General features: G+C 70.8%; 25 protein-coding genes and 1 pseudogene. 18 read left to right on the forward strand and 8 right to left on the reverse strand.

Annotated features, from left to right (window positions below):
- The first annotated feature begins 55 nt into the window (after positions 1-55).
- Positions 56-1,261, forward strand: a complete 1,206-nt coding sequence (locus ACH492_RS14630) for a cytochrome P450 (protein WP_398987318.1) — start codon at positions 56-58, stop codon at positions 1,259-1,261.
- A 77-nt stretch (positions 1,262-1,338) separates the two neighbouring features.
- Here ACH492_RS14630 and ACH492_RS14635 read toward each other — a convergent pair whose 3' ends face one another.
- Positions 1,339-2,028 (reverse strand): aspartate/glutamate racemase family protein, encoded by a 690-nt coding sequence (locus ACH492_RS14635; protein ID WP_398986376.1) that lies wholly within the window; start codon positions 2,026-2,028, stop codon positions 1,339-1,341.
- 85 nt (positions 2,029-2,113) lie between these two features.
- Between ACH492_RS14635 and ACH492_RS14640 the strand changes: the two genes are divergently transcribed.
- Positions 2,114-2,830, forward strand: a complete 717-nt coding sequence (locus ACH492_RS14640) for a hypothetical protein (protein ID WP_398986378.1) — start codon at positions 2,114-2,116, stop codon at positions 2,828-2,830.
- A 33-nt stretch (positions 2,831-2,863) separates the two neighbouring features.
- Here ACH492_RS14640 and ACH492_RS14645 read toward each other — a convergent pair whose 3' ends face one another.
- Complete coding sequence (locus ACH492_RS14645; RefSeq protein WP_398986380.1) at positions 2,864-3,589, reverse strand: tyrosine-protein phosphatase; 726 nt, start codon at positions 3,587-3,589, stop codon at positions 2,864-2,866.
- A gap of 100 nt (positions 3,590-3,689) precedes the next feature.
- Here ACH492_RS14645 and ACH492_RS14650 point away from each other — a divergent pair, with 100 nt between their 5' ends.
- The 5 genes and pseudogenes from ACH492_RS14650 to ACH492_RS14670 form a co-directional block, all read left to right on the forward strand.
- A complete protein-coding gene (locus ACH492_RS14650; protein WP_398986382.1) occupies positions 3,690-4,151 on the forward strand; it encodes a GNAT family N-acetyltransferase in 462 nt (153 codons plus the stop codon).
- Between the two features lie 80 nt (positions 4,152-4,231).
- Positions 4,232-4,684 carry a DUF6196 family protein gene (locus tag ACH492_RS14655; protein WP_398986384.1) on the forward strand — a complete coding sequence of 151 codons (453 nt, stop codon included), beginning with the start codon at positions 4,232-4,234 and terminating at the stop codon, positions 4,682-4,684.
- A gap of 155 nt (positions 4,685-4,839) precedes the next feature.
- Entirely contained in the window at positions 4,840-5,427 is a 588-nt protein-coding gene (locus ACH492_RS14660) for a DinB family protein (protein ID WP_398986386.1), read from the forward strand.
- Positions 5,424-5,885, forward strand: coding sequence for a VOC family protein (locus tag ACH492_RS14665; RefSeq protein ID WP_398986388.1), 462 nt, complete (start codon positions 5,424-5,426; stop codon positions 5,883-5,885). The genes ACH492_RS14660 and ACH492_RS14665 overlap by 4 nt, the downstream gene beginning before the upstream one ends.
- A gap of 59 nt (positions 5,886-5,944) precedes the next feature.
- Positions 5,945-6,160 (forward strand): annotated as a pseudogene (locus ACH492_RS14670) (SDR family NAD(P)-dependent oxidoreductase); the annotation flags it as partial.
- On the opposite strand, the gene hutI reads toward ACH492_RS14670, so the two are convergent.
- The 4 genes from hutI to hutU all read right to left on the reverse strand — a co-directional run bounded on the left by hutI (position 6,139) and on the right by hutU (position 11,847).
- Entirely contained in the window at positions 6,139-7,311 is a 1,173-nt protein-coding gene (gene hutI, locus ACH492_RS14675) for an imidazolonepropionase (RefSeq protein ID WP_398986390.1), read from the reverse strand. The pseudogene ACH492_RS14670 and the gene hutI overlap by 22 nt on opposite strands.
- A 107-nt stretch (positions 7,312-7,418) precedes the next feature.
- On the reverse strand, positions 7,419-8,753 hold the full coding sequence (locus ACH492_RS14680) for a formimidoylglutamate deiminase (protein WP_398986392.1): 1,335 nt from the start codon (positions 8,751-8,753) through the stop codon (positions 7,419-7,421).
- Entirely contained in the window at positions 8,744-9,949 is a 1,206-nt protein-coding gene (locus tag ACH492_RS14685; RefSeq protein ID WP_398986394.1) for an allantoate amidohydrolase, read from the reverse strand. Before ACH492_RS14685 ends, ACH492_RS14680 begins: the two co-directional genes overlap by 10 nt.
- Positions 9,950-10,182: 233 nt before the next feature.
- Positions 10,183-11,847 (reverse strand): urocanate hydratase, encoded by a 1,665-nt coding sequence (gene hutU, locus ACH492_RS14690; RefSeq protein WP_398986396.1) that lies wholly within the window; start codon positions 11,845-11,847, stop codon positions 10,183-10,185.
- Positions 11,848-11,965: 118 nt separating this feature from the next.
- On the opposite strand from hutU, the gene ACH492_RS14695 reads away from it, so the two are divergent.
- From ACH492_RS14695 to ACH492_RS14720, 6 genes are all read left to right on the forward strand, one after another.
- A complete protein-coding gene (locus ACH492_RS14695; RefSeq protein ID WP_398986398.1) occupies positions 11,966-13,288 on the forward strand; it encodes a diaminopimelate decarboxylase in 1,323 nt (440 codons plus the stop codon).
- Between the two features lie 60 nt (positions 13,289-13,348).
- On the forward strand, positions 13,349-14,704 hold the full coding sequence (locus ACH492_RS14700; protein WP_398986400.1) for an APC family permease: 1,356 nt from the start codon (positions 13,349-13,351) through the stop codon (positions 14,702-14,704).
- 299 nt (positions 14,705-15,003) lie between these two features.
- Positions 15,004-15,390, forward strand: coding sequence for a hypothetical protein (locus ACH492_RS14705; protein ID WP_398986402.1), 387 nt, complete (start codon positions 15,004-15,006; stop codon positions 15,388-15,390).
- Positions 15,391-15,407: 17 nt separating this feature from the next.
- Positions 15,408-16,169, forward strand: coding sequence for a transcriptional regulator (locus tag ACH492_RS14710; RefSeq protein WP_398986404.1), 762 nt, complete (start codon positions 15,408-15,410; stop codon positions 16,167-16,169).
- A gap of 37 nt (positions 16,170-16,206) precedes the next feature.
- Positions 16,207-16,635: a roadblock/LC7 domain-containing protein gene (locus tag ACH492_RS14715; protein WP_398986406.1), complete on the forward strand. Its 429-nt coding sequence runs from the start codon at positions 16,207-16,209 to the stop codon at positions 16,633-16,635.
- Positions 16,636-16,692: 57 nt separating this feature from the next.
- Positions 16,693-17,067 (forward strand): hypothetical protein, encoded by a 375-nt coding sequence (locus ACH492_RS14720; RefSeq protein ID WP_398986408.1) that lies wholly within the window; start codon positions 16,693-16,695, stop codon positions 17,065-17,067.
- A 65-nt stretch (positions 17,068-17,132) separates the two neighbouring features.
- Here ACH492_RS14720 and ACH492_RS14725 read toward each other — a convergent pair whose 3' ends face one another.
- Both ACH492_RS14725 and ACH492_RS14730 read right to left on the reverse strand, forming a co-directional pair.
- The gene (locus ACH492_RS14725) at positions 17,133-17,969 is read right to left on the reverse strand and encodes a MurR/RpiR family transcriptional regulator (protein ID WP_398986410.1); all 837 of its coding nucleotides are present in this window, start codon (positions 17,967-17,969) and stop codon (positions 17,133-17,135) included.
- On the reverse strand, positions 17,966-19,480 hold the full coding sequence (locus ACH492_RS14730; RefSeq protein ID WP_398986412.1) for an aromatic amino acid ammonia-lyase: 1,515 nt from the start codon (positions 19,478-19,480) through the stop codon (positions 17,966-17,968). Before ACH492_RS14730 ends, ACH492_RS14725 begins: the two co-directional genes overlap by 4 nt.
- 141 nt (positions 19,481-19,621) lie before the next feature.
- Here ACH492_RS14730 and ACH492_RS14735 point away from each other — a divergent pair, with 141 nt between their 5' ends.
- The 5 genes from ACH492_RS14735 to ACH492_RS14755 all read left to right on the forward strand — a co-directional run bounded on the left by ACH492_RS14735 (position 19,622) and on the right by ACH492_RS14755 (position 23,604).
- Positions 19,622-20,788: an ABC transporter ATP-binding protein gene (locus ACH492_RS14735; protein WP_398986414.1), complete on the forward strand. Its 1,167-nt coding sequence runs from the start codon at positions 19,622-19,624 to the stop codon at positions 20,786-20,788.
- Positions 20,785-21,444, forward strand: a complete 660-nt coding sequence (locus ACH492_RS14740; protein WP_398986417.1) for an ABC transporter permease — start codon at positions 20,785-20,787, stop codon at positions 21,442-21,444. The genes ACH492_RS14735 and ACH492_RS14740 overlap by 4 nt, the downstream gene beginning before the upstream one ends.
- 4 nt (positions 21,445-21,448) lie before the next feature.
- A complete protein-coding gene (locus ACH492_RS14745; protein WP_356225166.1) occupies positions 21,449-22,117 on the forward strand; it encodes an ABC transporter permease in 669 nt (222 codons plus the stop codon).
- 12 nt (positions 22,118-22,129) lie between these two features.
- Positions 22,130-23,071, forward strand: a complete 942-nt coding sequence (locus ACH492_RS14750; protein WP_398986419.1) for an ABC transporter substrate-binding protein — start codon at positions 22,130-22,132, stop codon at positions 23,069-23,071.
- Positions 23,072-23,184: 113 nt separating this feature from the next.
- On the forward strand, positions 23,185-23,604 hold the full coding sequence (locus ACH492_RS14755; protein WP_398986421.1) for a hypothetical protein: 420 nt from the start codon (positions 23,185-23,187) through the stop codon (positions 23,602-23,604).
- The last annotated feature ends 172 nt before the right edge of the window (positions 23,605-23,776 follow it).

Raw genomic sequence — 23,776 nt, forward strand, 5'->3', positions numbered from 1 at the left:
GCTGCGTCGCCGGAGAAGAGCCCAGTTGACCACCTCACGTGACACCCCGCACCAGATGAACCCGGCCGGCGGCTGCCCGCACGCGGACAACGCCCGGCTGCTCGCCGAAGGCGCCGTCGCTCCGGTCGTGCTCCCCGGTGATGTGGCGGGCATGGCGGTGCTCGGCCATGACGCGCTCAAGGAGTTCCTCGCCCACCCCGATGTCGCCAAAGGCGCCGAGCACTTCACCGCGCTGGGCGACGGGGAGATACCCGACGGCTGGCCGCTGAAGACCTTCGCGACCGTACAGGGCATGATCACCGCCGACGACGCGGCCCACCGGCGGCTGCGCTCGCTGGTGAGCAAGGCGTTCACGGCACGGCGGGTGGAGGAGCTGAGGCCTCGGATCGAGACGGTGACGGCACAGCTGCTGGACGGCCTGGGCGAGGCGGCGACGGCGGGCGGCGGCGTGGCCGATCTGCGTACCCACTTCGCGCTGCCGCTGCCGATGGGCGTGATCTGCGAACTCCTCGGCGTGGACGCCGAGCACCAGGACCGGCTGCACCATCTGTCGAACCAGGTGGTCAGCACCTCCATCGGCCCCGAGGAGGCGATGGAGGCGAACCGGGAGATGGTGGCGGTGCTCGCGTCGGTCGCCGCGACCCGTATGGAGAACCCGGGCGACGACCTGACCAGCGCCCTGATCGCCGCCCGCGAGGAGGACGGCGACCGGCTCAGCGAGCACGAGCTGATCGGCACGCTGCTGCTGATGATCATCGCCGGGCACGAGACGACGCTGAACCTGATCACCAACGCCGTGCGCGCGCTGTGCGCGCACCGGGACCAGCTGGAGCTCGTACAGTCCGGCAAGGCGTCCTGGTCGGACGTGGTCGAGGAGACGCTGCGCTGGGACAGCCCGGTCAGCTTCTTCCCGTTCCGCTATCCGACCCGTGATCTCACGCTCGACGGGACGCTGATCCCCAAGGGCACGCCGGTGCTTGCCGGTTACTCGGCCGCGGGCCGCGACAAGGCCGCGCACGGCCCTGATGCGGACCGCTTCGACATCACCAGGAGCGGCGGCGCCCGGCATCTCTCGCTGGGGCACGGCCCGCACTACTGCCTGGGCTCGCCGCTGGCGCGGATGGAGGCGACCATCGCGCTGGAGCAGCTCTTCGCGCGCTTCCCGGAGCTGGACCTGGCGATCCCGGAGGCGGAACTGCCGTGGCACGCAAGCTTCGTGGGCAACAGCGTGCAGAAGCTGCCGGTACGCCCGCGGCCCTGAGGCCTTTGGGCTCGCCCCCTGGCCCGTGGGGCGAGCCTGCCCGTGGGCTGAGCCCTCTAGGCCCGTAGCGCGAGCCTCTACCGCAGCGCCGCGTCCACGGCGGCCTCGGCGTGCAGCCGGGTCGTCGGAAAGAGGGGCACGGGACTGTCCTCGTCCCGGATCAACAACTCGATCTCGGTGCACCCGAGTACGACGCCTTCCGCCCCGGCGGCGACGAGCTTGCCGATGACGTCCTGGTAGGCGGCGCGGGACTCCTCGCGTACGACACCGAGGCACAGCTCCTCGTAGATCACCCGGTGCACCAGCGCACGCCCTTCGCCGTCCGGCGTGAGCACGTCGAGCCCGTGCCCGGCCAGCCGGTCCCGGTAGAAGGCCTGCTCCATGGTGAAGGCGGTCCCGAGCAGCCCGACGCGGCCGATGCCCGCGGCCCGTACGGCATCGGCGGTGGTATCCGCGAGATGCAGCAGCGGGACCGATACGGCGGCCTCCACCTGGCCCGCGACCTTGTGCATGGTGTTCGTGCAGATCAGCAGCAAGTCCGCGCCCGCGGCCTGCAGTCCTCTGGCGGCCTCGGCGAGAATCTCGCCGGCACGCTGCCACTCGCCCGCGGCCTGGAGCTCCTCGATCTCGGCGAAGTCGAGGGAGTGGAGAAGGCACTTGGCGGAGTGCAGCCCGCCGAGACGCTGACGTACAAGCTCGTTGAGGAGCCGGTAGTACTCCGCACTGGATTCCCAGCTCATGCCGCCGATCAGCCCGATGGTCTTCATCGGCCCACTGTGCCACGCCCGCCGTACGACCTCTGCGGACAAGTGGCAAAATGTAACAAAGAGCTATATAGAGCCCTTCTCGGGGATGCTCGCATGGGAGGCCACGATGATGGCGTCGCAGAGCACGGAACCCGCCCCGCACGCGGAACCCGCCCCGCACAGAGACCTGTGGCCCGGGATCGCCGGTCTGGCGGCCGCGGCATTGCTGATCACCGGGCATGTGCTGTGGATGCGCACACCCGACATCGAGGGAAGGGGCGCGATCAGGAGGGTCGTGCTCTTCTACGCCAAGGACAGCAACCGGGACCTCTCGGAAGCGGCGACACTGATCCTGCTGGCGGCGGGGCTGCTGTTCCTGTTCTTCGTTGTCGCACTCTCCCGGCTGGCCGGCAACCGCTCGCACCTGGTGCTGGTGGGCGGCACGGTGTTCACCGTGTTCCTCATGGTCGCGGCGCTCGCGGGGAACATCTTCGCGATCACGGTGAACCACTCCGACGTCTTCCCGGTCGTCCCGGCGACCTCGCTCGCCGCGATCCTGCTGCTGCACGTGGCGTACGGCGCGATGGTCGCGGCGATGGCGGGGGCCGCGGTGATGCTCTTCGCGATCTGGCGCGCGGCACAGGAGACCCGCGCGGTACCTGCCTGGCTCGGCTGGGCGGGCTTCGTGGTGGCCGTGCTGTCGCTGGCGGGTCCGGTCAGCGCTTGGCTCACGCCGCTGCTGCTGGCGCTGTGGATGCTGTGGGCAGGGGTGCTGCTGATCCTGAACGCGCGCGTGCGGGAAGGTGAGGGGCGGGAGACCTGATATCCGCCGAGCGTTGGTCGCCCGCCGCGAGACTCAGTCCAGGAGCTGCGTGCGTAGCCGGGAGATCAAGGGTTCGTCGACGCCGAGGTGCTTGACCGCGTAGTCGTGCACCGAGCCATAAGCGGCGGCCAGGTCGGACAGGAACAGCCGCATGACCTCTTCCGGTGCTCGCCCGTAGCCGGGCCACTTCAGTGTCCGGGCCGGGTTGGCTGCTTTCCAGTCTGCGATCAGCCGGTCCGTGGCCTGTTCGGTGAGTGCGAAGTCCGCGGCGATGTCGTCCACGCCCACGCCCAGGAGCGAGAGAACCAGGCCGGCCAGCAGCCCGGTGCGGTCCTTGCCCGAGGCGCAGTGGAAGACCTGCGGGGCGCTCTCGGCCGCGATGACCTCGAGTGCCTGCCTCAGTTGCCCGGCGCCGTCGAGGGCGACCTCCGCGTACCGGTCGGCGAGGAAGCGCCAGGGGTCGAGGCCGGGGTCGATCTCCGCCTGGTCGTAAGGACGATGCTCCACGCTGAGGTTGACGTAGGTTTGCTGCTCCGCTCCGGGCACCCGGCCCTTGGCTTCGATCTCCCACGGGTAGCGCAGATCGATCACCGTGCGCACGCCCAGCGAAAGGAAACGGTCCCAGTCGGCTCCCTGGAGCTTGGAGAGCGAGTCGGACCGGTACAGGCGGCCCCAGCGCACGGTACGTCCGTCCTGGGTGCGATAGCCGCCCAGGTCCCGGAAGTTGTGCAGGCGCTCGAAATCTATGTGCCGATTCACGCGCAACACCCTACGGTCCGCATGACGTCAGTGATCGTTGATGGGCAGCGACCTTAAATTCGGATGCGTCGGGATCACCCATCTGCGACAGTCGCACGCTGTGAACAGTGCTGAGCTGGTCTTTCGGCGTGCGGATGACTCCGACGCGGCCGACATCGCCGACCTGTGGCTGCGCTCCTTCACCGCTGCGCTGCCGACGGTGCGCCGCGCGCACGGCGACGACGAGGTGCGGGACTGGTTCACCTACGTGGTCGTGCCGCAGTACGAGACCTGGGTGGCCGTCGCCGAGGGCTCCGTGGTCGGGCTCCTGGTACTCGACGGCGGGGAGCTGGAACAGCTCTACCTCGATCCGTCGTGGCGCGGCCGGGGTGTGGGCGACCGGTTCGTGGACTTGGCCAAGGAGCAGCGGCCCGACGGACTGGGACTGTGGACGTTCCAGGTCAACGGATCGGCACAACGGTTCTACGAGCGGCACGGCTTCATCGCGGTTGAGCGCACCGACGGACTGCGCAATGAGGAACATGAACCGGACGTCCGCTACGTCTGGAAGCCTCAGGTGTAGGACTGGCTGGAAAACTGGTCACGCGGCCGCCGACAGGGGACGTCCGCCCAAGGAGATCTCAGGCATCGAGGAGCGCGCTCATGGTCAGTGTCAGTGTCGAGACCGCCCAGCAGACCGAAGAGCGCCTCCAACGCGTGATCGCCGGAGCGGACTTCGTGATCCATGAGGGCCTGTGGCTCTTTGAGGAGTTCCCGGCCGACCGGCCGCCGGCTCTCACGCCGGACACGCTGGCCGTGGTCCGGGACGAGGACAGCTGGAGCCGCCTGGTTCCCGCCGCGGGAGACAGTGGCGATGCCGGCGGCGCTGACGATGCCGAACGGTTCGGGATCTTTTCCTTCCACTTCCCGGACGGGGCGGACAACAGCGGTTTCGTCGGCTGGCTGGCCACGCACCTCAAGGCGCGGCTGGGCACGGGAGTCTTCGTCGTCTGCGGCAGCAACCGCGGCCGTGGCGGCATCTACGACTACTGGGGGTGCCCCGCCGATCTGACCGCCGAGGCGATCAAGGTGGTCGCCGAACTGCGGGCGGCCTGAGGCTCCTTGGACCGGGCATTGGCTTCCAGGCCCCGGCGGACCATCGCATAGGGCAGGCACACCTTCGGCTCGCCGGGAAGTGCTTCCGCAAGCCCGCGATCCATGCTTCCCGCTAGCGGACCGATCCTGTCCGCTAGAGGTGTCAGGGTGACTCCATGGACGCAAACGAACTCGACTGGAACCGGACGCTGCGCGAGCAGTGGGAGTTCCACTGGAACCACCAGCTCCGAGCCCGGCTCGACGGCCTCACCGACGAAGAGTACTTCTGGTCGCCGGTGCCGGACGCCTGGAGCGTGCGGCCGCTCGGCAGCTCGACGGCGCCCGTGCAGGTCGGTGCTGGGGACTTCACGATCGACTTCGCCTTCCCGCAGCCGGTCCCGGCGGCCTTCACCACGATCGCCTGGCGACTCGGTCACGTCATCGTCGGCGTGCTCGCCGCGCGCAACGCGGCGCACTTCGGCGCGTCGGCGGCGTCATACGAGAGCTGGGAGTACGCCGGCAACGCGGCCACCGCGCTCGACCAGCTCGAGACCCAGCTCGACGTCTGGCTGGCCGGGGTGCGCAGCCTCGGCGACGCCGGGCTCCGGGTCCCGATCGGTGAGAAGGAGCCCTTCCCCGAGGCGCCCATGGTCGATCTGGTGCTGCACATCCACCGCGAGCTGATCCACCACCTGTCCGAGGTCTGTCTGCTGCGCGACCTCTACCTGCACACGAATCCCGCTACGAACGGAGCAACCCGATGAGCCGCCACATCCAGGTCACCTTCGACGCCCATGACCCGCGGGCGCTGTCGTCCTTCTGGTGCGACGTACTGGGCTACGTGCACCCCGGCCCACCCGGGGTCGACCTGCCCGAGGGCGCCGACGCGCTGGCAGCGTGGGATGACTTCCTCGCGCGGGTCGGCGTACCGGAGGAGCAGCGCAACTCGAAATCGGCCATCGAGGACCCGGACGGGCACGGCCCACGAGTGTTCTTCCAGCAGGTGCCGGAGGACAAGGTCGCCAAGAACCGCGTCCACCTCGACGTCCGTGCGGCTCCCGGACTGCAGGGAGAGAAGCGGATGGCGGCACTGGAGGCCGAGTGCGACCGGCTCGTCGCGCTGGGAGCAACGCGGGTACGTCGCGACGAGCCCGCTCCCCCGATGAGCGCTGGCTTCATTGTGATGACCGACCCCGAGGGCAACGAGTTCTGCCTGGACTGACGCAGCTCAGCTGTAGTCGCGGAAGCCGCGGCCGGTCTTGCGGCCGAGGTAGCATCCATGTGGCCGAGACGCGCGAGGAGGCCTACGCCTCACGGGCCCACTACGGCGTCGAGGACTGGGAGGTCACCGGCTGGGTGTCCTCGTACGAGGCGATCGCCGCCGGGGAGATGGCCACCCTCTCCGATGCCGTACCGCGGTTGACCGGGCACGCGGCGAAGACCTTCGCCGGGTATTTGAGGGAGAACCCGGACAGCTACGGGCACCTCTTGCCCTGACGCCATACGTCCGAGACGAGCGGGACGCCCGGCCGGTAGGCGAGGTGGACATGGCTCGGGGCGTCGAGCAGCACCAGGTCGGCGCGGGCGCCGGGGGTGATGCGGCCGACGTCGTCACGGCGCAGCGCCCGCGCCCCGCCGGCCGTCGCGGACCAGATCGCCTCGTCGGGGGTCATCTTCATGTCCCGTACGGCGAGGGCGATGCAGAACGGCACGGAGGACGTGAACGACGAGCCCGGGTTGCAGTCCGTGGACAGCGCGACGGTCACGCCCGCGTCGAGCAGGCGGCGGGCGTCCGGCCACTCGGCGCGGGTGGAGAACTCCGCGCCGGGCAGCAGTGTGGCGACCGTGTTCCCACTCGCGAGGGCGTCGACGTCCGCGTCGGTGAGGTGCGTGCAGTGGTCGGCGGACGCGGCGTCGAGCTCGACGGCGAGCTGCACGCCGGGGCCGTAGCTCAGCTGGTTGGCGTGCACGCGGGGGTGCAGGCCCTTCGCCTTGCCGGCGGTGAGGATCGCGCGGGCCTGGTCGCCGTCGAAGGCGCCTTTCTCGCAGAAGACGTCGACCCAACGGGCGTACGGAGCACAGGCGTCGAGCATCTCGCCGGTGACGAGGGCGACGTATGCGGCGGGGTCGTCGGCGTAGTCGGGCGAGACGATGTGCGCGCCGAGGTAGGTGACCTCGTCGGTGTGGAGCGCGGCGATTCGCAGGGCGCGGGCCTCGTCCTCGAGGGTGAGCCCGTAGCCGGACTTTGTCTCGAAGGTGGTGGTGCCCTGGCGGAGGGCCTCGGCCATGTACTTCGCGACGTTGGCGCTCAGTTCTTCGTCGGTGGCGGCGCGGGTGGCGGCGACGGTGGTGCGGATGCCGCCGGCGGAGTAGGCGCGGCCGGACATCCGGGCGTTGAACTCCTGGGTGCGGTCGCCCGCGAAGACGAGGTGCGAGTGGGAGTCGACGAACCCGGGGATGGCGGCGCGGCCGCCGGCGTCGTACGCCTCGTCGGCGTCGGGCGCGCTTGCGGCGGGGCCGGTCCAGGCGATGCGGTCGCCGTCGATGACGACGGCGGCGTTTTGGAGGAGCCCGATGGGGGTTCCGTCGCCGAGGGCGGGGTCGTTGGTGACGAGGCTGCCGATGTTGGTGATGACGGTGGTGGTCATGGGTTCCTCTTCACTGGCGAACGGTCACGTGGTGCGGCTCCGAGGGAGCCCCTCCGGCGATTGACGAGCGGGGTCTGGGGCGGAGCCCCAGCAGTGGCCCGGGCTGGTCATTCGCGCAGCGCCGCGATCGACTCGGCCAGCGCCCGCGCGACGTCCGGGATCAGTGCGTGCACCCCGTCCCGCACAATCTGCCGGCCTCCCACGATCGTGTGGCGTACGTCCGCCGACGTCGCCGCGAAGACCGCCGTCTCGGCCGCGAGGCGCGGCACGGGGCCCGCCGTGCGGACCGAGTCCAGCGCCACCGTCGTGAAGTCCGCGAGCGCGCCCGGCTCGAGGCGGCCCGCGTCCGGGCGGCCGAGGGCCGCGTGGCCGTCCGCCGTCGCCGCGCGCAGCAGCGCCGCGGCGGTCCAGTGGCCGCGGGTGCGCGTGCGCAGGCGTTCGTTCAGTTCCATCGCGCGCGCCTCCTCCAGCAGGTCGATCACCGCATGGCTGTCGCTGCCGAGCGACAGCGGGGAGCCCGCACGCTGCAGCGCCGCCGCCGGGCCGATGCCGTCCGCCAGGTCGCGTTCCGTCGTCGGGCACATGCACGTGCCCGTCGTGGTGCCGCCCAGCAGCGCGATGTCCTCGTCCGTCGGATGCGTGTTGTGGACGCCCGTCGTACGTGGGCCGAGTACGCCGTGGTCTGCGAGCAGCCGCGTAGGGGTGCACCCGTGCGCGGCGAGGCACGCGTCGTTCTCCGCCGTCTGCTCGGAGAGGTGGACGTGGAGCGGGGCCTGCCGGGCCGCGGCCCATTCCGCGACCGTGCTCAGCTGCCCGGCCGGGACGGCTCGTACCGAATGGATCGCCGCGCCGATCAGCGCGTGATCGCTGTCCTTCAGCGCGGACGCCCGCTCCGCCCACGCCTGTGCCGTGCCGTCGGAGAATCGCAGCTGGTGCTTGTTCGGGGCCTGGCCGAAGCCTGAGGACAGATACGCAGTGTCCAGCAGCGTGATCCGGATCCCCGCATCCGCCGCCGCGGCGATCAGCGCCTCGCCCATCGCGTTCGGGTCGGAGTACGCCGCACCCCCGGGCGCGTGATGCAGATAGTGGAACTCGCCCACCGCCGTGATTCCCGCCAGCGCCATCTCGGCATAGACCGCCCGCGCGAGGGAGAAGTACGAGTCGGGCGTCAGCCGGGACGCCACCTGGTACATCACCTCGCGCCAGGTCCAGAACGTCCCGGAGCCCACCTGGACCGTCCCGCGCAAGGCCCGGTGGAAGGCGTGCGAGTGCGCGTTCGCCAGGCCCGGGACCGTCAGCCCGCGCAGCGCCACCGCGCCAGGCAGCGGGGCCTCGACCCCCTTGCGTACGGCGGTGATCCGGCCGTCGGTCACCTCCAGCGCCACGCCCGGCTCGACGTTCGTCTCCAGCCAGGCGTTCTGTGCCCAGTACGTCACCTGCACGCGAGGCCCTCCAGTACGTCGGCGAGTGCGAGCACCCCGGCCACGCAGTCGTCCTCGGCGGCGAACTCCGCCGGGGAGTGCGAGACGCCCGTGGGGTTCCGTACGAACAGCATGGCCGTCGGGATGGATCCGGACAAAATACCTGCGTCGTGGCCCGCGCCCGTGCCGAGCACCGGGACCGCCCCGCCCAGGATCTTGTTCAGCTCGTCGCGCAGCGCGTGCTCGAACTCGATCACGGGGGTGAAGGATTCCCGTACGACCGACAGGTCCACCCCGTGCCGGTCTGCGTACTCGCGCGCGGCTCTCTCGATCCCGGCCGTCACGGTGTCCAGCGTGGCCTGGTCGGGGGCGCGGGAGTCCAGCCAGCCGCGCACCAGCGAGGGGATCGCGTTGACGGCGTTCGGCTCGACCGCGATCTTGCCGAACGTGGCGACCGCGCCCGCGAGTTCCGCCTCGCGGCGCGCGGCGAGGACCGTCTCCGCGTACGTCAGCATCGGGTCGCGGCGGTCGACGAGCCGGGTCGTGCCGGCGTGGTTGGCCTCGCCGTGGAAGTCGAACCGCCAGCGGCCGTGCGGCCAGATCGCGGACGCGATGCCGACCCGGTCGCCGGACAGGTCCAGGGCGCGGCCCTGCTCGACGTGGAGCTCGACGAACGCGCCGATACGGGCGAGCCGTTCGGGGTCCGGGCCGATGGCGTCCGGGTCGTACCCGGCGGCCTCCATGGCCTGCGGGAGGGTGATCCCGTCGGCGTCGCGCAGCCGGTGGGCCGCCTCGACGGTCAGCTGTCCGGCCGCGAGGCGCGAGCCGGCGCAGGCGAGGCCGAAGCGGGCGCCCTCCTCGTCACCGAAGTTGGTGATGGCGAGGGGCCGGGTGAACTCCGCTCCTCTGCGGCGGAGTTCATCGAGCGCGGCGAAGGAGGAGACGACGCCGAGGGGGCCGTCGAACGCGCCGCCGTCGGGGACGGAGTCGAGGTGCGAGCCGGTGACGACGGCGTCCCCGGCGGCGACGTCCTTATATGTCGCAGCGCCGAGCCAGGCCCACTGGTTGCCGTTGCGGTCGATCTCGTAGGCGAGGCCGCGGGACTCGGCCTGCGCCTGGAACCAGGCACGGCAGTCGCGATCGGTCTCGGTCCACGCATACCTCCTGTACCCGCGGGTGTCGGCGTCGCGCCCGATGGGCGCGAGGTCCCGCCACATTTCGTGGAAGGAGGGGGAGCTTTCCCCAGCCCCGCCCCCGTCCGACCCACCACTGGTCCCGTCCGACCCACCGCAGGTCCCGTCCGGCCCCCCCGGCCCGTCCGGCGTTTGAGGACCGGGGTCCGGGGCTGAGCCCCGGCTACGGGATGGGGGTACTCCCCCTGGCTCCGCCGGGGGCACCCCCACCCAGGCGAAGCTCTGGGGGAGAGCGGGGTGGGGGAAATTCTCCTCGGTCACGCCGTCCCGCCCTCCCGCATCGGAACCCGCACGCCCCGCTCGTCCGCGACCGACTCCGCGATGTCGTAGCCCGCATCCACATGCCGGATGACACCCATGCCCGGGTCGTTCGTCAGCACCCGGCGGATCTTCTCGCCCGCCAGCTTCGTGCCGTCCGCCACCGAGACCTGACCCGCGTGGATGGAGCGGCCCATGCCGACGCCGCCGCCGTGGTGGATGGAGACCCAGCTCGCGCCGGACGCGACGTTGACCATCGCGTTCAGCAGCGGCCAGTCGGCGATCGCGTCCGAGCCGTCGAGCATGGCCTCCGTCTCGCGGTACGGGGACGCCACCGAGCCGCAGTCCAGGTGGTCGCGGCCGATCGCCAGCGGGGCGGCCAGCTCGCCGGACGCCACCATGTCGTTGAAGCGCTCGCCCGCGCGGTCCCGCTCGCCGTAGCCGAGCCAGCAGATACGGGCCGGCAGGCCCTGGAAGTGGACGCGCTCGCCGGCCATCTTGATCCAGCGGTGCAGGGATTCGTTCTCGGGGAAGAGCTCGAGCATCGCCTTGTCGGTCTTGTGGATGTCCGACTCCTCACCCGACAGGGCGGCCCAGCGGAACGGGCCCTTGCCCTCGCAGAACAGCGGCCGGATGTACGCCGGGACGAAGCCGGGGAAGGCGAACGCCCGGTCGTAACCGGCCAGTTGGGCCTCGCCACGGATCGAGTTGCCGTAGTCGAAGACCTCGGCGCCCGCGTCCATGAAGCCGACCATGGCTTCCACATGCTTGGCCATGGACTCACGCGCGCGCTGGGTGAAGTCCGCCGGCTTCTCCGCCGCGTACGACTGCATGTCGTCGAAGTCGACACCGGTCGGCAGGTACGACAGCGGGTCGTGGGCGCTCGTCTGGTCGGTCACGATGTCGATCGGCGCGCCTTCGGCGAGCATCCGCGGCAGCAGCTCCGCAGCGTTGCCGAGCAGGCCGATGGAGAGCGGCTTGCGGGCGTCGCGGGCCTCGACGGCGAGCTGGAGGGCGTGCTCCAGCGAGTTCGCGCGCACGTCCAGGTAGCGGTGCTCGATACGGCGCTCGATCGCGCGCGGGTCGACGTCGATACAGATCGCGACGCCGTCGTTCATGGTCACGGCGAGCGGCTGCGCGCCGCCCATCCCGCCCAGACCGGCGGTGAGAGTGATCGTCCCGGCCAGCGTGCCGCCGAACTTCTTGGCGGCGACCGCGGCGAAGGTCTCGTACGTGCCCTGCAGGATGCCCTGCGTGCCGATGTAGATCCACGAACCGGCCGTCATCTGGCCGTACATGGTGAGGCCGAGGGCCTCGAGCCGCCGGAACTCCTCCCAGTTCGCCCAGTCGCCGACCAGGTTGGAGTTGGCGATGAGCACGCGCGGCGCCCACTCGTGCGTCTGCATCACGCCGACCGGGCGGCCGGACTGGACGAGCATCGTCTCGTCCTGCTTCAGCGTCCGCAGCGTACGCACCATCGCGTCGAAGGAGCGCCAGTCGCGGGCGGCCTTGCCGGTGCCGCCGTAGACGACGAGCTTGTCCGGGTGCTCGGCGACCTCGGGGTCGAGGTTGTTCTGGAGCATGCGGAGGGCGGCCTCCTGCTGCCATCCCAGGGCGCTCAGTTCCGTACCGCGCGGTGCCCGTACGGGGCGGGGTCCTGACATGGCAATGCCTCCTCGCGACTGCGACCATGACTGTTGACTCATCTATTCACATCCTGTCTGGCTGAATAGTCTTAGTCAACAGCTGCGCCGCAGCCTCCCGGATGATTGGCTGGCGGACATGGCTTCAGACCGTCGGGATCAGGCCGTACGAGCAGCAGTGGAGCAGGGACTTCTCAGCGAGGCGCAGCCGGTCGCCGCCCTCCTCGACGTGGCCGGCATTCGCGCCTCCGCCGCCGCGCTGCGGGCGGCATTCGCCGCCGTCACCGACGCACCCGTCCTGCACGCCTTCGCCGTGAAGGCCTCACCCCTCGTTCCCGTACTGGCGCTGTTGCGCGCCGAGGGCATCGGCGCGGAGGTCGCGAGCCCGGGCGAGCTTGCGCTGGCCCGGGCCGCCGGCGTGGGCGCCGACCGCACGGTCCTCGACTCCCCCGCCAAGACCCCCTCCGAGCTGCGCGAAGCCCTCGCCCTCGGGATCGCGGTCAACGCCGACAATCCGCAGGAGCTCGCGCGCATCGACGCCCTCGTCTCCTCCGCCCGCAGCCGCTCCCCGCTGGGCCTGCGCGTCAATCCGCAGATCGGCCGCGGTGCCATCGGGGCGCTGTCCACGGCCACCCCCACCTCGAAGTTCGGGGTCGCGCTGCGCGACGACGGGGCTCGCGACTGGGTCGTACGCGCGTATCTCGACCGCCCGTGGCTGACCCGGCTGCACACTCACTCCGGCTCGCAGGGCATGCCGCTGACCCTGATGGCACAGGGCGTCCGGGCGGTGTACGAGCTCGCCGAGGAGATCAACGCCGCGGCCGGGCGGCAGCAGATCGACACCATCGACATCGGCGGCGGCCTCCCGGTCAACTTCGCCTCCGACGAGGAGACCCCGACGTTCGCCGAGTACGCCGGGCTGCTCGGGGAGCAGGTCCCCGGGCTGCTCGACGGGCGCTACGGCCTGGTCACCGAGTTCGGCCGGTCGCTGCTCGCCAAGCACGGCACGGTCCTCGCCCGCGTCGAGTACGCGAAGACGGCAGGCTCCCGCCCCATCGCGGTCACCCACGCCGGTGTGCAGGTCGCCACCCGTACCGTCTACGACCCGATCTCCTGGCCGCTGCGCATCGCCGCGTACGACTCCAAGGGCGTCCCGAAGGCCGGTGCGGACGTCCGGCAGGACGTCGCGGGACCGGCCTGCTTCGCGGGCGACCTGCTCGCCGAGGCGCGGCCGCTGCCGCTGCTGGAGCAGGGCGATGTGATCGCGGCGCTGGACACCGGCGCGTACTACTTCTCGAACCACTACGGCTACAACAGTCTTCCGCGGCCCGGGGTCTATGGCTTCGGGGCCGGTACGGACGGGGCGGTGCGGTTCGCGACCGTACGGGCTCCGCAGAGCCCGGCGGAGATCGTCAACGAGTCCGGCGGCGATCACCCGGATGCACTGACCGGCGGCGGCTGAGGTATTCCGTACCGCGCATGGGGCAGATCTTCTCTGTCATCCCACCGACCGGAGGGCCCCATGTCCACGACCGGCACACCGGCCACGACGCCGCTCGACCAGCCGCCGCTCAAGCGGGCCATCGGCCCGAAGCTGCTGATCCTGTTCGTGATCGGCGACATCCTGGGCACCGGCATCTACGCCACGACCGGCAAGGTCGCGGGGAAGGTCGGCGGGGCGCTGTGGCTGCCGTTCGCCATCGGCTTCGTGGTCGCCATCCTCACCGCGGCGTCGTACGTCGAACTGGTCGGCAAGTACCCGAAGGCCGCGGGCGCCGCGCTCTACACACAGAAGGCATTCAAGGTCCACTTCCTGACCTTCATCGTCGCCTTCATGGTGATGTGCTCGGGGCTCTCGTCCGCGAGCGCCGCCGCGCGCGCCTTCAGCGGCGACTACTTCCAGGAGTTCACCGACGCCATCCCGTCGACGCTGATCGCGATCATCTTCATCCTGGCCCTCGCGAGCCTGGCGCTGCGCGGCGTGTCCGAGTCGGTGAAGACCAACGTGGTGCTGACGCTGGTCGAGCTGACAGGCCTGCTGGTGATCCTCGTGATCGGCCTGTACGCCGTGCTGGCGGGCGACGGCGAACCGTCCCGGCTGGGCGAGTTCCAGGCCGAAGGAACCGGGTTCGCGCTGCTCACCAGCGTGCTGGGGGCGACCGCGCTCGGCTTCTTCGCCTTCGTAGGCTTCGAGGACTCGGTCAACATGGCCGAGGAGACGCAGGACCCGGCCCGCACCTTCCCCAAGGCGATCTTCATCGGCGTCGCCGTCACCGGCACGATCTATGTGCTGGTCGCGCTGGTGTCCTCGCTGCTGGTCGAGTACACCGTGCTGGAGAAGTCCAGCGGCCCGCTGCTGGAGGTCGTCAAGGCCGGCGGGGTCGTTTTCCCGCCCAGACTCTTCGCCCTGATCGCGCTCTTCGCCGTCACCAACTCCGCGCTGATCAACATCATGATGGCCTCGCGGCTCTGCTACGGCCTCGCCAACGAGAAGGTGCTGCCGCGCGGCATGGGCCGGGTGCTGCGCAACCGCCGCACCCCCGTCACCGGGATCATCTTCGTCACGGTGATCGCCATCGGGCTGGTGTGCACCGGCGAGATCGAGGGGCTCGGCGACACCACGGCGTTCCTGCTGCTGTGCGTCTTCGCGGTGGTCAACGTCGCCGTGCTGGTCCTGCGCAGGGACCCCGTGGACCACCCGCACTTCCGCACCTGGACGCCGCTGCCCGTGGTCGGCGCGATCACCGCGATCATCCTGGCCAGCCCGCTCTCGGAGAGGGCCGCGGACGTCTACATCCGGGCGGGGGTGCTGCTCGCGATCGGGCTCGTGCTGTGGGCGATCAACAAGGTGGTGATGAAGGTGCGCGGCGAGGAGTAAGGCCGCCGGCAGCACCGATCGCCCCCGGCGAGGCCCTGCCATCGCTCACCCGAACGGGCTACTACTCCACGAAAGGCCCCCGCGCCGCCGCCCCCGCGCCAGCCGCCTGAATGCGGGCATGCCGGACCGCCTGGTCATGACGCGTCAGGAGCAGGCGGTGGTCTGCGGACCCTACCCAGACAGGGGCATGTTCCGATGGAAAATGCCCCAACTCCCCCCAACCGCAGCAACGTTGCGTAACCTCCCCGTCACTGCCGCACTTCAGTGCGCGGCACGCCGAGGTGGGGAGGGGAGTCCGCGTGCCCGGAATCGACGAGTGTCTGCTTCAAGTCATGCTGGTGCCTGGCGCGCGTGGAGCAGCCATCGTGGACTGGATCAGCGGGCTCGCTCTCGGCACAGTCGGTGAGTCGGCGCGCGGCGGCCATGAGGCCACCGCCGCGGAAACGGCCGAACTGGCCAGGGTGGCCACGGAGTACGCGGCCTTCGCGACGTACGCGCCCGAGGAGCCCACACCCGTCGAGGACCTCATCGTCACCACCCCTACCGGCTATCACGTGGTGCGTTTCGTGGACACCGCCTTCGACGGCAGCCTGTTCCTGCATTTGTGGCTCGACCGGGACCTGGGCAATCTCGCACTGGCCCGGCTGCGTCTTCGCGATCTCGCCGAAGGGCTGGTGCTCGGATGAGAGCAGCGGTGTCCCCGATGCTCGTCAGACTCGCGGAAGAGCGTGCCACGGGCGTGCTGGTACGCGACCAGGGCGCCCTGTATCTGGCCGACGGCCAGGTCGTGCACGCCGAGAGCCCCGCGGCTCCCGGACTCGACGTCCTGCTGACCGCGAGCGGCCGGCTGCGGCCCGACAGCTGGGCCGAAGCGGTCGCACAAGCGGGCTCGCGCGGCGAGGTCGCCCGCTTCCTCGTCGACAGCGGCCAGGTGGGCGGCGGCGAGCTGGAGATCTGCCATCTCGGCGCGCTGTTCGACGCCGCTTTCTTCGCACTCGCGCCCGCCAGCGGTCCCACCCGCTTCCGCTACGGGGTCGCCCACTGGCTCGGAAAGGTGCGGCCGGTGCCCACCGAGGTCGTCGAACGCGAGGCCCGGCGGCGCAGCTTGCTGCTCGACTCGGCATGGCCCGATCCGACGGTCGACACGGCTCCGGTGAAGCCCTGCCCGCAGCCCGCGGGACGGGCGGTCGGGCCCAAACGGCAGGCGCTGCTGGATCTCGCCGACGGCGTACGCACCCCGGCCGCCATCGCCCGGAAGCTGGGGCGTCCGGCCTTCAACACCCTGATCGAGGTGCGGAGGCTGGCCGCGGAGGGGCTCATCGAGACACACGCCGAGTGCGCAGAGTCCGCCGCGCCCTCAGGGCCCGACACCGCTTCCGGGAACGGCCGGACCGGCGAACCCCCCTCCGTCCTGGACTCCGCCCTGCTCCGCCGGCTCCGCGACGCACTGGAGGCAACCCTGTGACCCACCACCCCATCCACCAGGTCCTGTGCCCGCCTTCATGAGGCGCGCACTGCGGCAGCGCGCCGAGAGGAGACAGCTCATGACGGCCGAGGCCGATGTGCTCGCCGAACTGAAACGACTGCGCGTACGAGTGCCACAGCTGACCGGAGCACTCGCCGCCAGCACGGACGGTCTCGTGCTGGCCGCGGACACCGGGGAGGCGGAGGGCGTCGCGGCGCTGACCGCCTCCGCCCTCGGAGTCGCGGTGCGGCTTACCGAGGCCACCGGGCAGGGGGGCCTTTGCGAGCTGCTGGTCCGGGGCGACCGGGGCTATGTCGCGGCCTACGCGGCGGGCGCCTCGGCCGTCCTCACCCTCCTGGCCGAGCCACACATCAACGTGGGACGGCTCCATCTCGAGGCACGCCGCTCCGGCACCCGCATCGGCGAGCTGGTCGACGGCGCCCTTGAACGACCGGAGAACACCTGACCCATGACCGACACACCATCACGCACACCCAGCAGACGGAAAGGAAGTGCGCATCTCATGGCCAACACCGAACGCGCCCTCAAGGAAGCCACCACTGTCATCGAGGGCGCCATCGGCGCCGCCCTCGTCGACTACACCAGCGGAATGGCCCTCGGCACCGTCGGAGGCGGAAAGGACCTGGACCTGACGGTCGCCGCGGCGGGCAACACCGATGTGGTGCGCGCCAAAGTGCGCACCATGGAGCAGCTCGGGCTCAAGGACGGCATCGAGGACATCCTGATCACCCTCGGCTCGCAGTACCACCTGATCCGGCTGCTCAAGGGCCGGGGAGCCAACGGCCTGTTCCTCTACCTGGCGCTCGACAAGGACCGGGCGAACCTCGCCATGGCCCGGCATCAGCTGAGGAAGATCGAGGCCGAGCTGGAGATCTGACCGCCCGCGGCAGGATCGCCGGAGGGGCTCCAGTGAGCCCCTCCGGCTACTCCACAAACAGGCCCCTACTCCACGAACAGGCCCCGCGCCGCCGCCCTCGCGTCGAATTCCTCCAGGCGCGCCTGTGCGTCCGGCAGGTCGTCGCACATCGCCTCCAGCAGCACCCGGCCCAGCAGCATCGGCGCGCACGCCGTGTCGAAGGCCAGGCCCGTGCCCACCGCCGCCGGGATCAGCAGGTCGCTGTGGCCGGCCACCGGGGCGAAGGCCGAGTCCGCGACCGTCACCACCGTCAGGCCCGCCGAGCGTGCGTACGCCAGCGCCTCCACGACCTCCTTGGGGTGCCGCGGCAGCGCGAAGCACATCAGCGTGCTCGCGCCCGCGCGGCGGGCCGCGTCGATGCGGTCGGCGAGCATCGTGCCGCCCTCGTCGAGCAGGCGTACGTCCGGGTGGACCTTGGCCGCGAAGTACGCGAAGCCCCTGGCCTGCGAGGACGCGGCGCGCAGGCCGAGCACCGGCAGCGGGCGGGACGCGGCGAGGAGCCGGCCCGCGCGTTCGACCGGGGACGGGTCGGCGAGCAGCTCGGCCAGGTGGCGCAGGTTCTCGATCTCGGCGTGCACCGCCTGCTGGTACTCGTTGTACGCGTCCGGGCCCGCCTCGCTCTCCGCGGGCGCGACCTCCCGCAGATGCCGGCGCAGCGCCGGGTAGCCGTCGAAGCCGAGCGCGACGGCGAAGCGGGTGACGGACGGCTGGCTGACACCGGCCAGTTCGGCGAGCTCCACGCTGGACAGGAACGGCACATCGGCCGCCCGCCGCACCATGCTGTGCGCGATCCGCCGCTGCGTCGGGGTGAGCCGGTGGCCCTCGAAAAGCTGCTGCAGTCGCGCGGCAGCGCTGTCGTTCATGCCATCCCCCTCGTCGTGTCCCTCATCAGGTCCGTGAACCGGTCGAGCAGTCCGGCCGCCCGCGTGACATCGTCGGTGAGCGGCCGGTCGGCGACGTCCTCGTCGAGGACCGACTCGGCCAGCTCGAAGGCGCGGCCCACCGGGAGTTCCGGGTCGGGCCGCAGCCCGCGCTGGCGCAACGCCCGTACCGCCGCGACGAGTTCACAGCCGACCACGAGACGGTACGCGCCCCCCGCCCGAAGCGTCTGGCGCGCGGCCAGCGAGGCGAAGCTGGCTTGCTCCTCGACGCCCCGGGACAGTACCGCGTGGCCGAGCGACGCGGGTGCGGAGAAGGCCCGCAGATCGCCGAGGGCCGCGCCCGCCGCGTACTCGAGGATCATCACGCCGGAGCTCGCGGCCTCCGCGTCCGCGAGGAAGGGCCGCAGCCGGGTGAAGGCGGGCTCGTTCAGGGCGGAGAGCCGGGAGGTGGACAGCCTCGCGGTCTGGGTGATGGCGAGCCTGAAGTGGTCGAGATCCAGGGCGAGTTGGGCCATGTAGAAGCCTCCGTGGTGGTAGGCGGCCATGTCTGTGGCCCGGATCAGCGGGTTCTCGGCGGCCGCGTTGATCTCAACCGCGAGAGTTCGCTCCAGCGCGTCCGCCGCATCCTGTGCGGGCCCGTGGATCTGCGGCAGACAGCGGAATCCGTACGGGTCCTGGATCCGGCCCAGCGGCGGGGTCGGCCGCTCGGGCGCGCCGAGAAGCCGGCGCATCCTGGCGGCGACGGCGTACGTGCCAGGGTGCGGGCGGGCCGCGTGCACGGGTTCGGCGTACGCCTCGTAGGAGCCGTCGACCGCGAGCAGCGAGAGGGCGGCGACCAGCTCGGTGGCCGAGACGAGCGCGCGCAGCTCGTCGAGGGCGAGCGCGGCCTGGCCGAGGGTGAGGGCGTTGGAGCTGATCAGGGCGAGGGCGTCGTTGTTGTCGAGGGCCTGCGCCTCGGGGGGCGGGCCGCCCGCGTCGGCATTCCAGGGCTGTTCGCCGGCGAGGGCGAGCCCCATCTGGGCGAGGGCCGCGATGTCACCGGTGCCGACCGAGCCGAACTCGTTGACGACCGGGTACGCGCCGCTCTCCAGCGCCTCGCAGAGCGCGGTGACGATGCCGGGACGCAGTCCGGCACCGCCCGCGAGCAGCTGGTTCGCCCGTACGGCGAGCATGGCACGGACCTCGCGGGCGGGCAGCGGATCGCCGATCGCACCCGCGTGCGAGCGCAGCAGCCGCAGACCGTGGTCGGCGGCGGCCCCGGTGGGCACGTCCTCGTTCCGGTTGGCGCCGACGCCGGTGGAGCGCCCGTAGACGCGGCCGGACGCGGCGAGCTCCCGCGCGGCGTCCCAGGCGGCCTCGACGCGCTTGATCGCTTCCGAGCCGGGTACGGGACGGGCCGCGCCGTCGGCCAGCCGGATGACGTCCGCGACGGGGAGGCTCTGTCCGTCGAGGACCACGATGCCGGTGGGCGAGTCCACCATGTGGGACGACATCACGCGCAAAACCTTCCTTTTCGGACGGCTTGTCTTGCCTTCCGAGCATCCGTAACCAGTGATTTACCCCGGGGCATTGACAACTTATTCAGACACCGAGAACTCTGCATGACGATATGCAGGCCGGGCAAGGGACGACTGATGATCAAATTCGAAGCAGTGAACAAGCGCTTCCCCAACGGCACGACGGCAGTCCACGACCTCACTCTGGAGATGGCCGACGGCGGTATCACCGTCCTCGTCGGCTCCTCCGGATGCGGTAAGACCACAACGCTCCGCATGATCAACCGAATGGTCGAGCCGACCTCGGGCACGATCCACGTCGGCGGCAAGGATGTTCTGACGCAGGACGCGGCTCAGCTGCGCCGCTCCATCGGATACGTCATCCAGCAGTCCGGCCTGTTCCCTCATCGCACGATCCTCGACAACATCGCGACGGTGCCGCTGCTGCTGGGCTGGGGCCGGCGCAAGGCGCGGGCGCGGGCCGCCGAGCTGCTGGAGACGGTCGGCCTCACCGCCGACACCGGCAAGCGCTACCCGCACCAGCTCTCGGGCGGGCAGCAGCAGCGGGTGGGCGTGGCCCGCGCGCTGGCGGCTGACCCGCCGGTGCTGCTGATGGACGAGCCGTTCGGTGCGGTCGACCCGGTCGTCCGCACCCAGCTCCAGGACGAACTACTGCGTCTTCAGCAGGAGTTGGGCAAGACGATCGTGTTCGTCACGCACGACATCGACGAGGCGGTCCGGCTGGGCGACCGGATAGCGGTGTTCCGCACGGGCGGCCATCTGGTCCAGTGCGCGACCCCGGCGGAACTGCTGGCGCGCCCGGCGGACGATTTCGTGGCGGACTTCCTGGGCGCGGAGCGGGGGTTGAAGCTGCTGTCGCTCTCGACACTGGCGGGCGTTCCGCAACAGCGGGCCGCCGCGCTGCGGTCGGACGAGCCGGTCGCCGCGGCGGCCGCGGACGGCCGCTGGCGGCTCGTGGTCTCGCCCAAGGGCGAGCCGCAGGGCTGGCTCGACACGGACGCGCTGCCCGCACAAGGCGTGGCCGGTGACGCGCGGTTGCTCCCCGTACGCCCGCTGCGCGACGGTGACTCCCTCCTCTCCGCCCTCAACGAGTCGGTCGCATCCCCGGCCGGCCTGGTCGCCCGGGTCGACGCGGACGGCGTCCTGACGGGCGTGAGCGCACGAGAGGTGATCCACGACAAGGCGGGCGAGTGGCACGGCTCGGCGGCGACCGGTACCGGGCCGGACCTGGCCGGGTCCGCGACGGACACCGCGACCACCCCCCTCAAGGGCGGCACCTCATGACCATCGAATGGTCGTGGATATCCGACCACGCCGGCGACCTCACCACCCTCACCCTCTCCCATCTCCAAGCCGCCCTCTCCGCAGTCCTGTTCGGGCTGCTCATCTCCCTCCCCCTGGCCGTCTTCGCCCACCGGATCAAGCCGCTCCGCGGATTCCTCCTCGGGCTCTCCAACGTCCTGTTCACCATCCCCTCCATCGCCGTGTTCGTGCTGCTCCTCCCGGTCTCCGGGCTGACCCGCACCACCACCGTCATCGGCCTGACGATCTACACCCTCGTCGTCCTGCTCCGGAACACCGTCGAGGGCCTCGACTCCGTGCCGGCCAAGACCAAGGAGGCCGCCCAAGCGATGGGGACGCGCCCCCTGCGTACCCTCCTCACCGTCGAGCTGCCCCTCGCGCTGCCCGTGATCATGGCCGGCGTGCGCATCGCGACCGTCATGTCGATCTCGCTCGTCAGCGTCGCCACCTACATCGGCGACGGCGGCCTCGGCCAGCTCTTCACCGACGGCTTCCAGCGCAACTTCCCCACCCCCGTGGTCGTCGGCGTCGTCCTCACCCTCCTCCTCGCGCTGATCGCGGACACGCTGCTCGTCGCCGTGCAGTACGTCCTCACCCCCTGGACCAGGCTGCAACATTCAAAGCGTGAGAGGGCCTGACGACATGTACGAGCTCTTCAAGAACCTCGGCTCCTGGCTGGTCAGCGGCGAGCAGTGGACGGGACCCGACGGCATCGGCCACCGACTGACCGAGCACCTCCAGTACTCGCTCCTCGCGACCCTCATCGCCGCCGTCATCGCGCTGCCCGTCGGCCTGCTCATCGGGCACACCGGCCGCGGCGCGTTCCTCGCCATCAACCTCTCGTCGTTCGGCCGGGCCCTGCCCACCGTCGGCCTCGTCGTCCTGGTGTTCCTGGCCAGCGGCCTGTCCATGACGCCGGTGTACGTCGCACTGGTCGCCCTCGCCGTCCCGTCGATCGTCACCAACACCTACGCCGGCATGACCGCCGTCGACCCCGAGGTGAAGGACGCCGCCCGCGGCCAGGGCATGCGCGGCCACCAGGTCCTGTTCCAGGTCGAGATCCCGCTCGCGCTGCCGCTGATCATGACGGGGCTGCGGCTCGCCCTGATCCAGGTCGTGGCGACGGCCACCATCGCCGCGTACGTCAGCTTCGGCGGACTGGGCCGGTACGTCTTCGACGGCCTCGCCCAGCGCGACCTCGTCCAAGTCCTGGGCGGAGCCGTACTCGTCGCGATCGTCGCCGTCGTGCTCGACCTGGGGCTCGCCGCCCTCCAGCGTGTCCTCTTCCGCCACCGCACCGCCGCTCACTGAGGAGCTTCAGCCATGAACCGACGTACCCTCCTCGGCGGCCTGTTCGCCGCGGCCTCCGTCCCCGCTCTCGCCGCCTGCAGCAGCGGCATCACCTCCCTCGAAGGCGAAGGCGGCAACGTGTCAGGAGGCGGCTCCAGCAAGGACGGCGTCACCATCGGCACCGCCAACTTCACCGAGAACCAGATACTCGGCTACCTGTACGCGGCCGTGCTCGAAGCCGCCGGTGTGAAGACCAAGGTCCGCCCCAACCTCGGCACCCGCGAGATCCTCATCCCCGCACTCCGCGGCGGCGACATCGATCTGCTCCCCGAGTACCAGGGCGCGCTGCTGCACTACCTCGACCCGAAGGCGAAGGGCACCGAGGAGGGCGAGATGCAAAACGCCCTCGCCATAGTCCTCCCCAAGGGCCTGCAGATCCTCCCGTACGGCCTGGCCGAGGACTCCGACGCCTTCGCCGTCACCCGCGAGACCGCCGACGAGTACGGCCTCAAAACCCTCGGCGACCTCGCCAAGCAGAACGGCAAGCTGGTCATCGGCGCGGCCCCGGAGGTCAAGAAGCGGGTCGTCGGCGTCGTCGGCCTGAAGGACGAATACGGCGTGGAATTCAAGGAGTTCAAGTCGCTGGACTCCTCCGGGCCGCTGGTCAAGGGCGCGCTGAAGAAGGGCGACGTGCACGTCGCCAACCTCTTCACCACCGACACCGACATCGCCGCCGAGGGCTGGGTGGTCCTCGCCGACCCCAAGAACCTGATCCCCGGTCAGCATGTGGTCCCGCTGATCGCGGACCGCAAGGCCGACTCGACCGTGCGCAAGGCGCTGGCCCGGCTCGGCGCCGTACTGACCACGGAGCAGCTGACCGAGCTCAACCGGCAGGTCGACAAGGACAAGAAGGACCCGGAGGACGTCGCGAACGCCTGGGCGAAGCAGCACGGGCTCGCCAAGAAGGGAAGCTGAAACCGATGGCTCATCGCGGACCGTACGATCCTCACCCCCCAGGTAGCCCTAGGGACAAACAGTGGGGCTACCCCCACTGACGCGGCTGCCACCCGCCCGTAGCGTGAAGCGTTATGGAAGCCCGCGACCCTGAGCTCAAAAAGGAGCTCGACGCCACCCTGCACGCCCGCCGCGAGCTGGGGGAGGAGTACGACTCCGCGCTCGTCGAATCATTCCTGGAGAAGGTCGAGCAGCGCCTCGACGGCACGGTGGACCGCCGCGTCCGGCGCCAGCTGGCCGAACAGCAGATGGTGGTCGCCCGGGGCGCCCGCCCGGCGCAGTCCGCGGAGGCCAATTTCGGGGAGCGGTTCGGCTTCGGGATCATTTCGATGATCCTCGCCGTCCCGCTCTCGGCGATCGCCGTGGTCAACGCCGACCTGCCGGGTCTGGTCGTTGCCTGGTTCGGGATCGTCGGCGTGAACGCGGTGCATGCGGCGCGGGGCTGGCCGTGGATGCGGGGGCGCCGCGAGGAGAAGCCCGACTGGGAGGGCTGACGCTCCCGTACGAAGGGTTGGCGACCGCGGACCGCCTTGCGCTGCCGGGCCAGTTGGCGGTCCCCGCCCCGACCACTCGCCGCCGGCGCACTCGCCGTGAACCCGGCGCTCCTTGCCATCCCCCTGGTGCGCAGGCAACGCGACAGCTCGCCCCAGCGATAACCGCATCGCC

The sequence above is a fragment of the Streptomyces sp. NPDC019443 genome (assembly GCF_044389785.1).
Classification (GTDB): Bacteria; Actinomycetota; Actinomycetes; order Streptomycetales; family Streptomycetaceae; genus Streptomyces.

What these genes read in the sequence shown, in the direction of transcription:
- ACH492_RS14640 (WP_398986378.1), top strand. Translation starts at nt 2,114, where the DNA reads ATGCTCGCATGGGAGGCCACGATGATGGCGTCGCAGAGCACGGAACCC.
- ACH492_RS14750 (WP_398986419.1), top strand. Translation starts at nt 22,130, where the DNA reads ATGAACCGACGTACCCTCCTCGGCGGCCTGTTCGCCGCGGCCTCCGTC.
- ACH492_RS14720 (WP_398986408.1), top strand. Translation starts at nt 16,693, where the DNA reads ATGGCCAACACCGAACGCGCCCTCAAGGAAGCCACCACTGTCATCGAG.
- ACH492_RS14700 (WP_398986400.1), top strand. Translation starts at nt 13,349, where the DNA reads ATGTCCACGACCGGCACACCGGCCACGACGCCGCTCGACCAGCCGCCG.
- ACH492_RS14745 (WP_356225166.1), top strand. Translation starts at nt 21,449, where the DNA reads ATGTACGAGCTCTTCAAGAACCTCGGCTCCTGGCTGGTCAGCGGCGAG.
- ACH492_RS14665 (WP_398986388.1), top strand. Translation starts at nt 5,424, where the DNA reads ATGAGCCGCCACATCCAGGTCACCTTCGACGCCCATGACCCGCGGGCG.
- hutU (WP_398986396.1), bottom strand. Translation starts at nt 11,847, where the DNA reads ATGTCAGGACCCCGCCCCGTACGGGCACCGCGCGGTACGGAACTGAGC.
- ACH492_RS14655 (WP_398986384.1), top strand. Translation starts at nt 4,232, where the DNA reads ATGGTCAGTGTCAGTGTCGAGACCGCCCAGCAGACCGAAGAGCGCCTC.
- ACH492_RS14715 (WP_398986406.1), top strand. Translation starts at nt 16,207, where the DNA reads ATGAGGCGCGCACTGCGGCAGCGCGCCGAGAGGAGACAGCTCATGACG.
- ACH492_RS14630 (WP_398987318.1), top strand. Translation starts at nt 56, where the DNA reads ATGAACCCGGCCGGCGGCTGCCCGCACGCGGACAACGCCCGGCTGCTC.
- ACH492_RS14695 (WP_398986398.1), top strand. Translation starts at nt 11,966, where the DNA reads ATGGCTTCAGACCGTCGGGATCAGGCCGTACGAGCAGCAGTGGAGCAG.
- ACH492_RS14710 (WP_398986404.1), top strand. Translation starts at nt 15,408, where the DNA reads ATGCTCGTCAGACTCGCGGAAGAGCGTGCCACGGGCGTGCTGGTACGC.
- ACH492_RS14735 (WP_398986414.1), top strand. Translation starts at nt 19,622, where the DNA reads ATGATCAAATTCGAAGCAGTGAACAAGCGCTTCCCCAACGGCACGACG.
- ACH492_RS14685 (WP_398986394.1), bottom strand. Translation starts at nt 9,949, where the DNA reads ATGTGGCGGGACCTCGCGCCCATCGGGCGCGACGCCGACACCCGCGGG.
- ACH492_RS14635 (WP_398986376.1), bottom strand. Translation starts at nt 2,028, where the DNA reads ATGAAGACCATCGGGCTGATCGGCGGCATGAGCTGGGAATCCAGTGCG.
- ACH492_RS14725 (WP_398986410.1), bottom strand. Translation starts at nt 17,969, where the DNA reads ATGAACGACAGCGCTGCCGCGCGACTGCAGCAGCTTTTCGAGGGCCAC.
- hutI (WP_398986390.1), bottom strand. Translation starts at nt 7,311, where the DNA reads ATGACCACCACCGTCATCACCAACATCGGCAGCCTCGTCACCAACGAC.
- ACH492_RS14740 (WP_398986417.1), top strand. Translation starts at nt 20,785, where the DNA reads ATGACCATCGAATGGTCGTGGATATCCGACCACGCCGGCGACCTCACC.
- ACH492_RS14755 (WP_398986421.1), top strand. Translation starts at nt 23,185, where the DNA reads ATGGAAGCCCGCGACCCTGAGCTCAAAAAGGAGCTCGACGCCACCCTG.
- ACH492_RS14660 (WP_398986386.1), top strand. Translation starts at nt 4,840, where the DNA reads ATGGACGCAAACGAACTCGACTGGAACCGGACGCTGCGCGAGCAGTGG.
- ACH492_RS14730 (WP_398986412.1), bottom strand. Translation starts at nt 19,480, where the DNA reads ATGTCGTCCCACATGGTGGACTCGCCCACCGGCATCGTGGTCCTCGAC.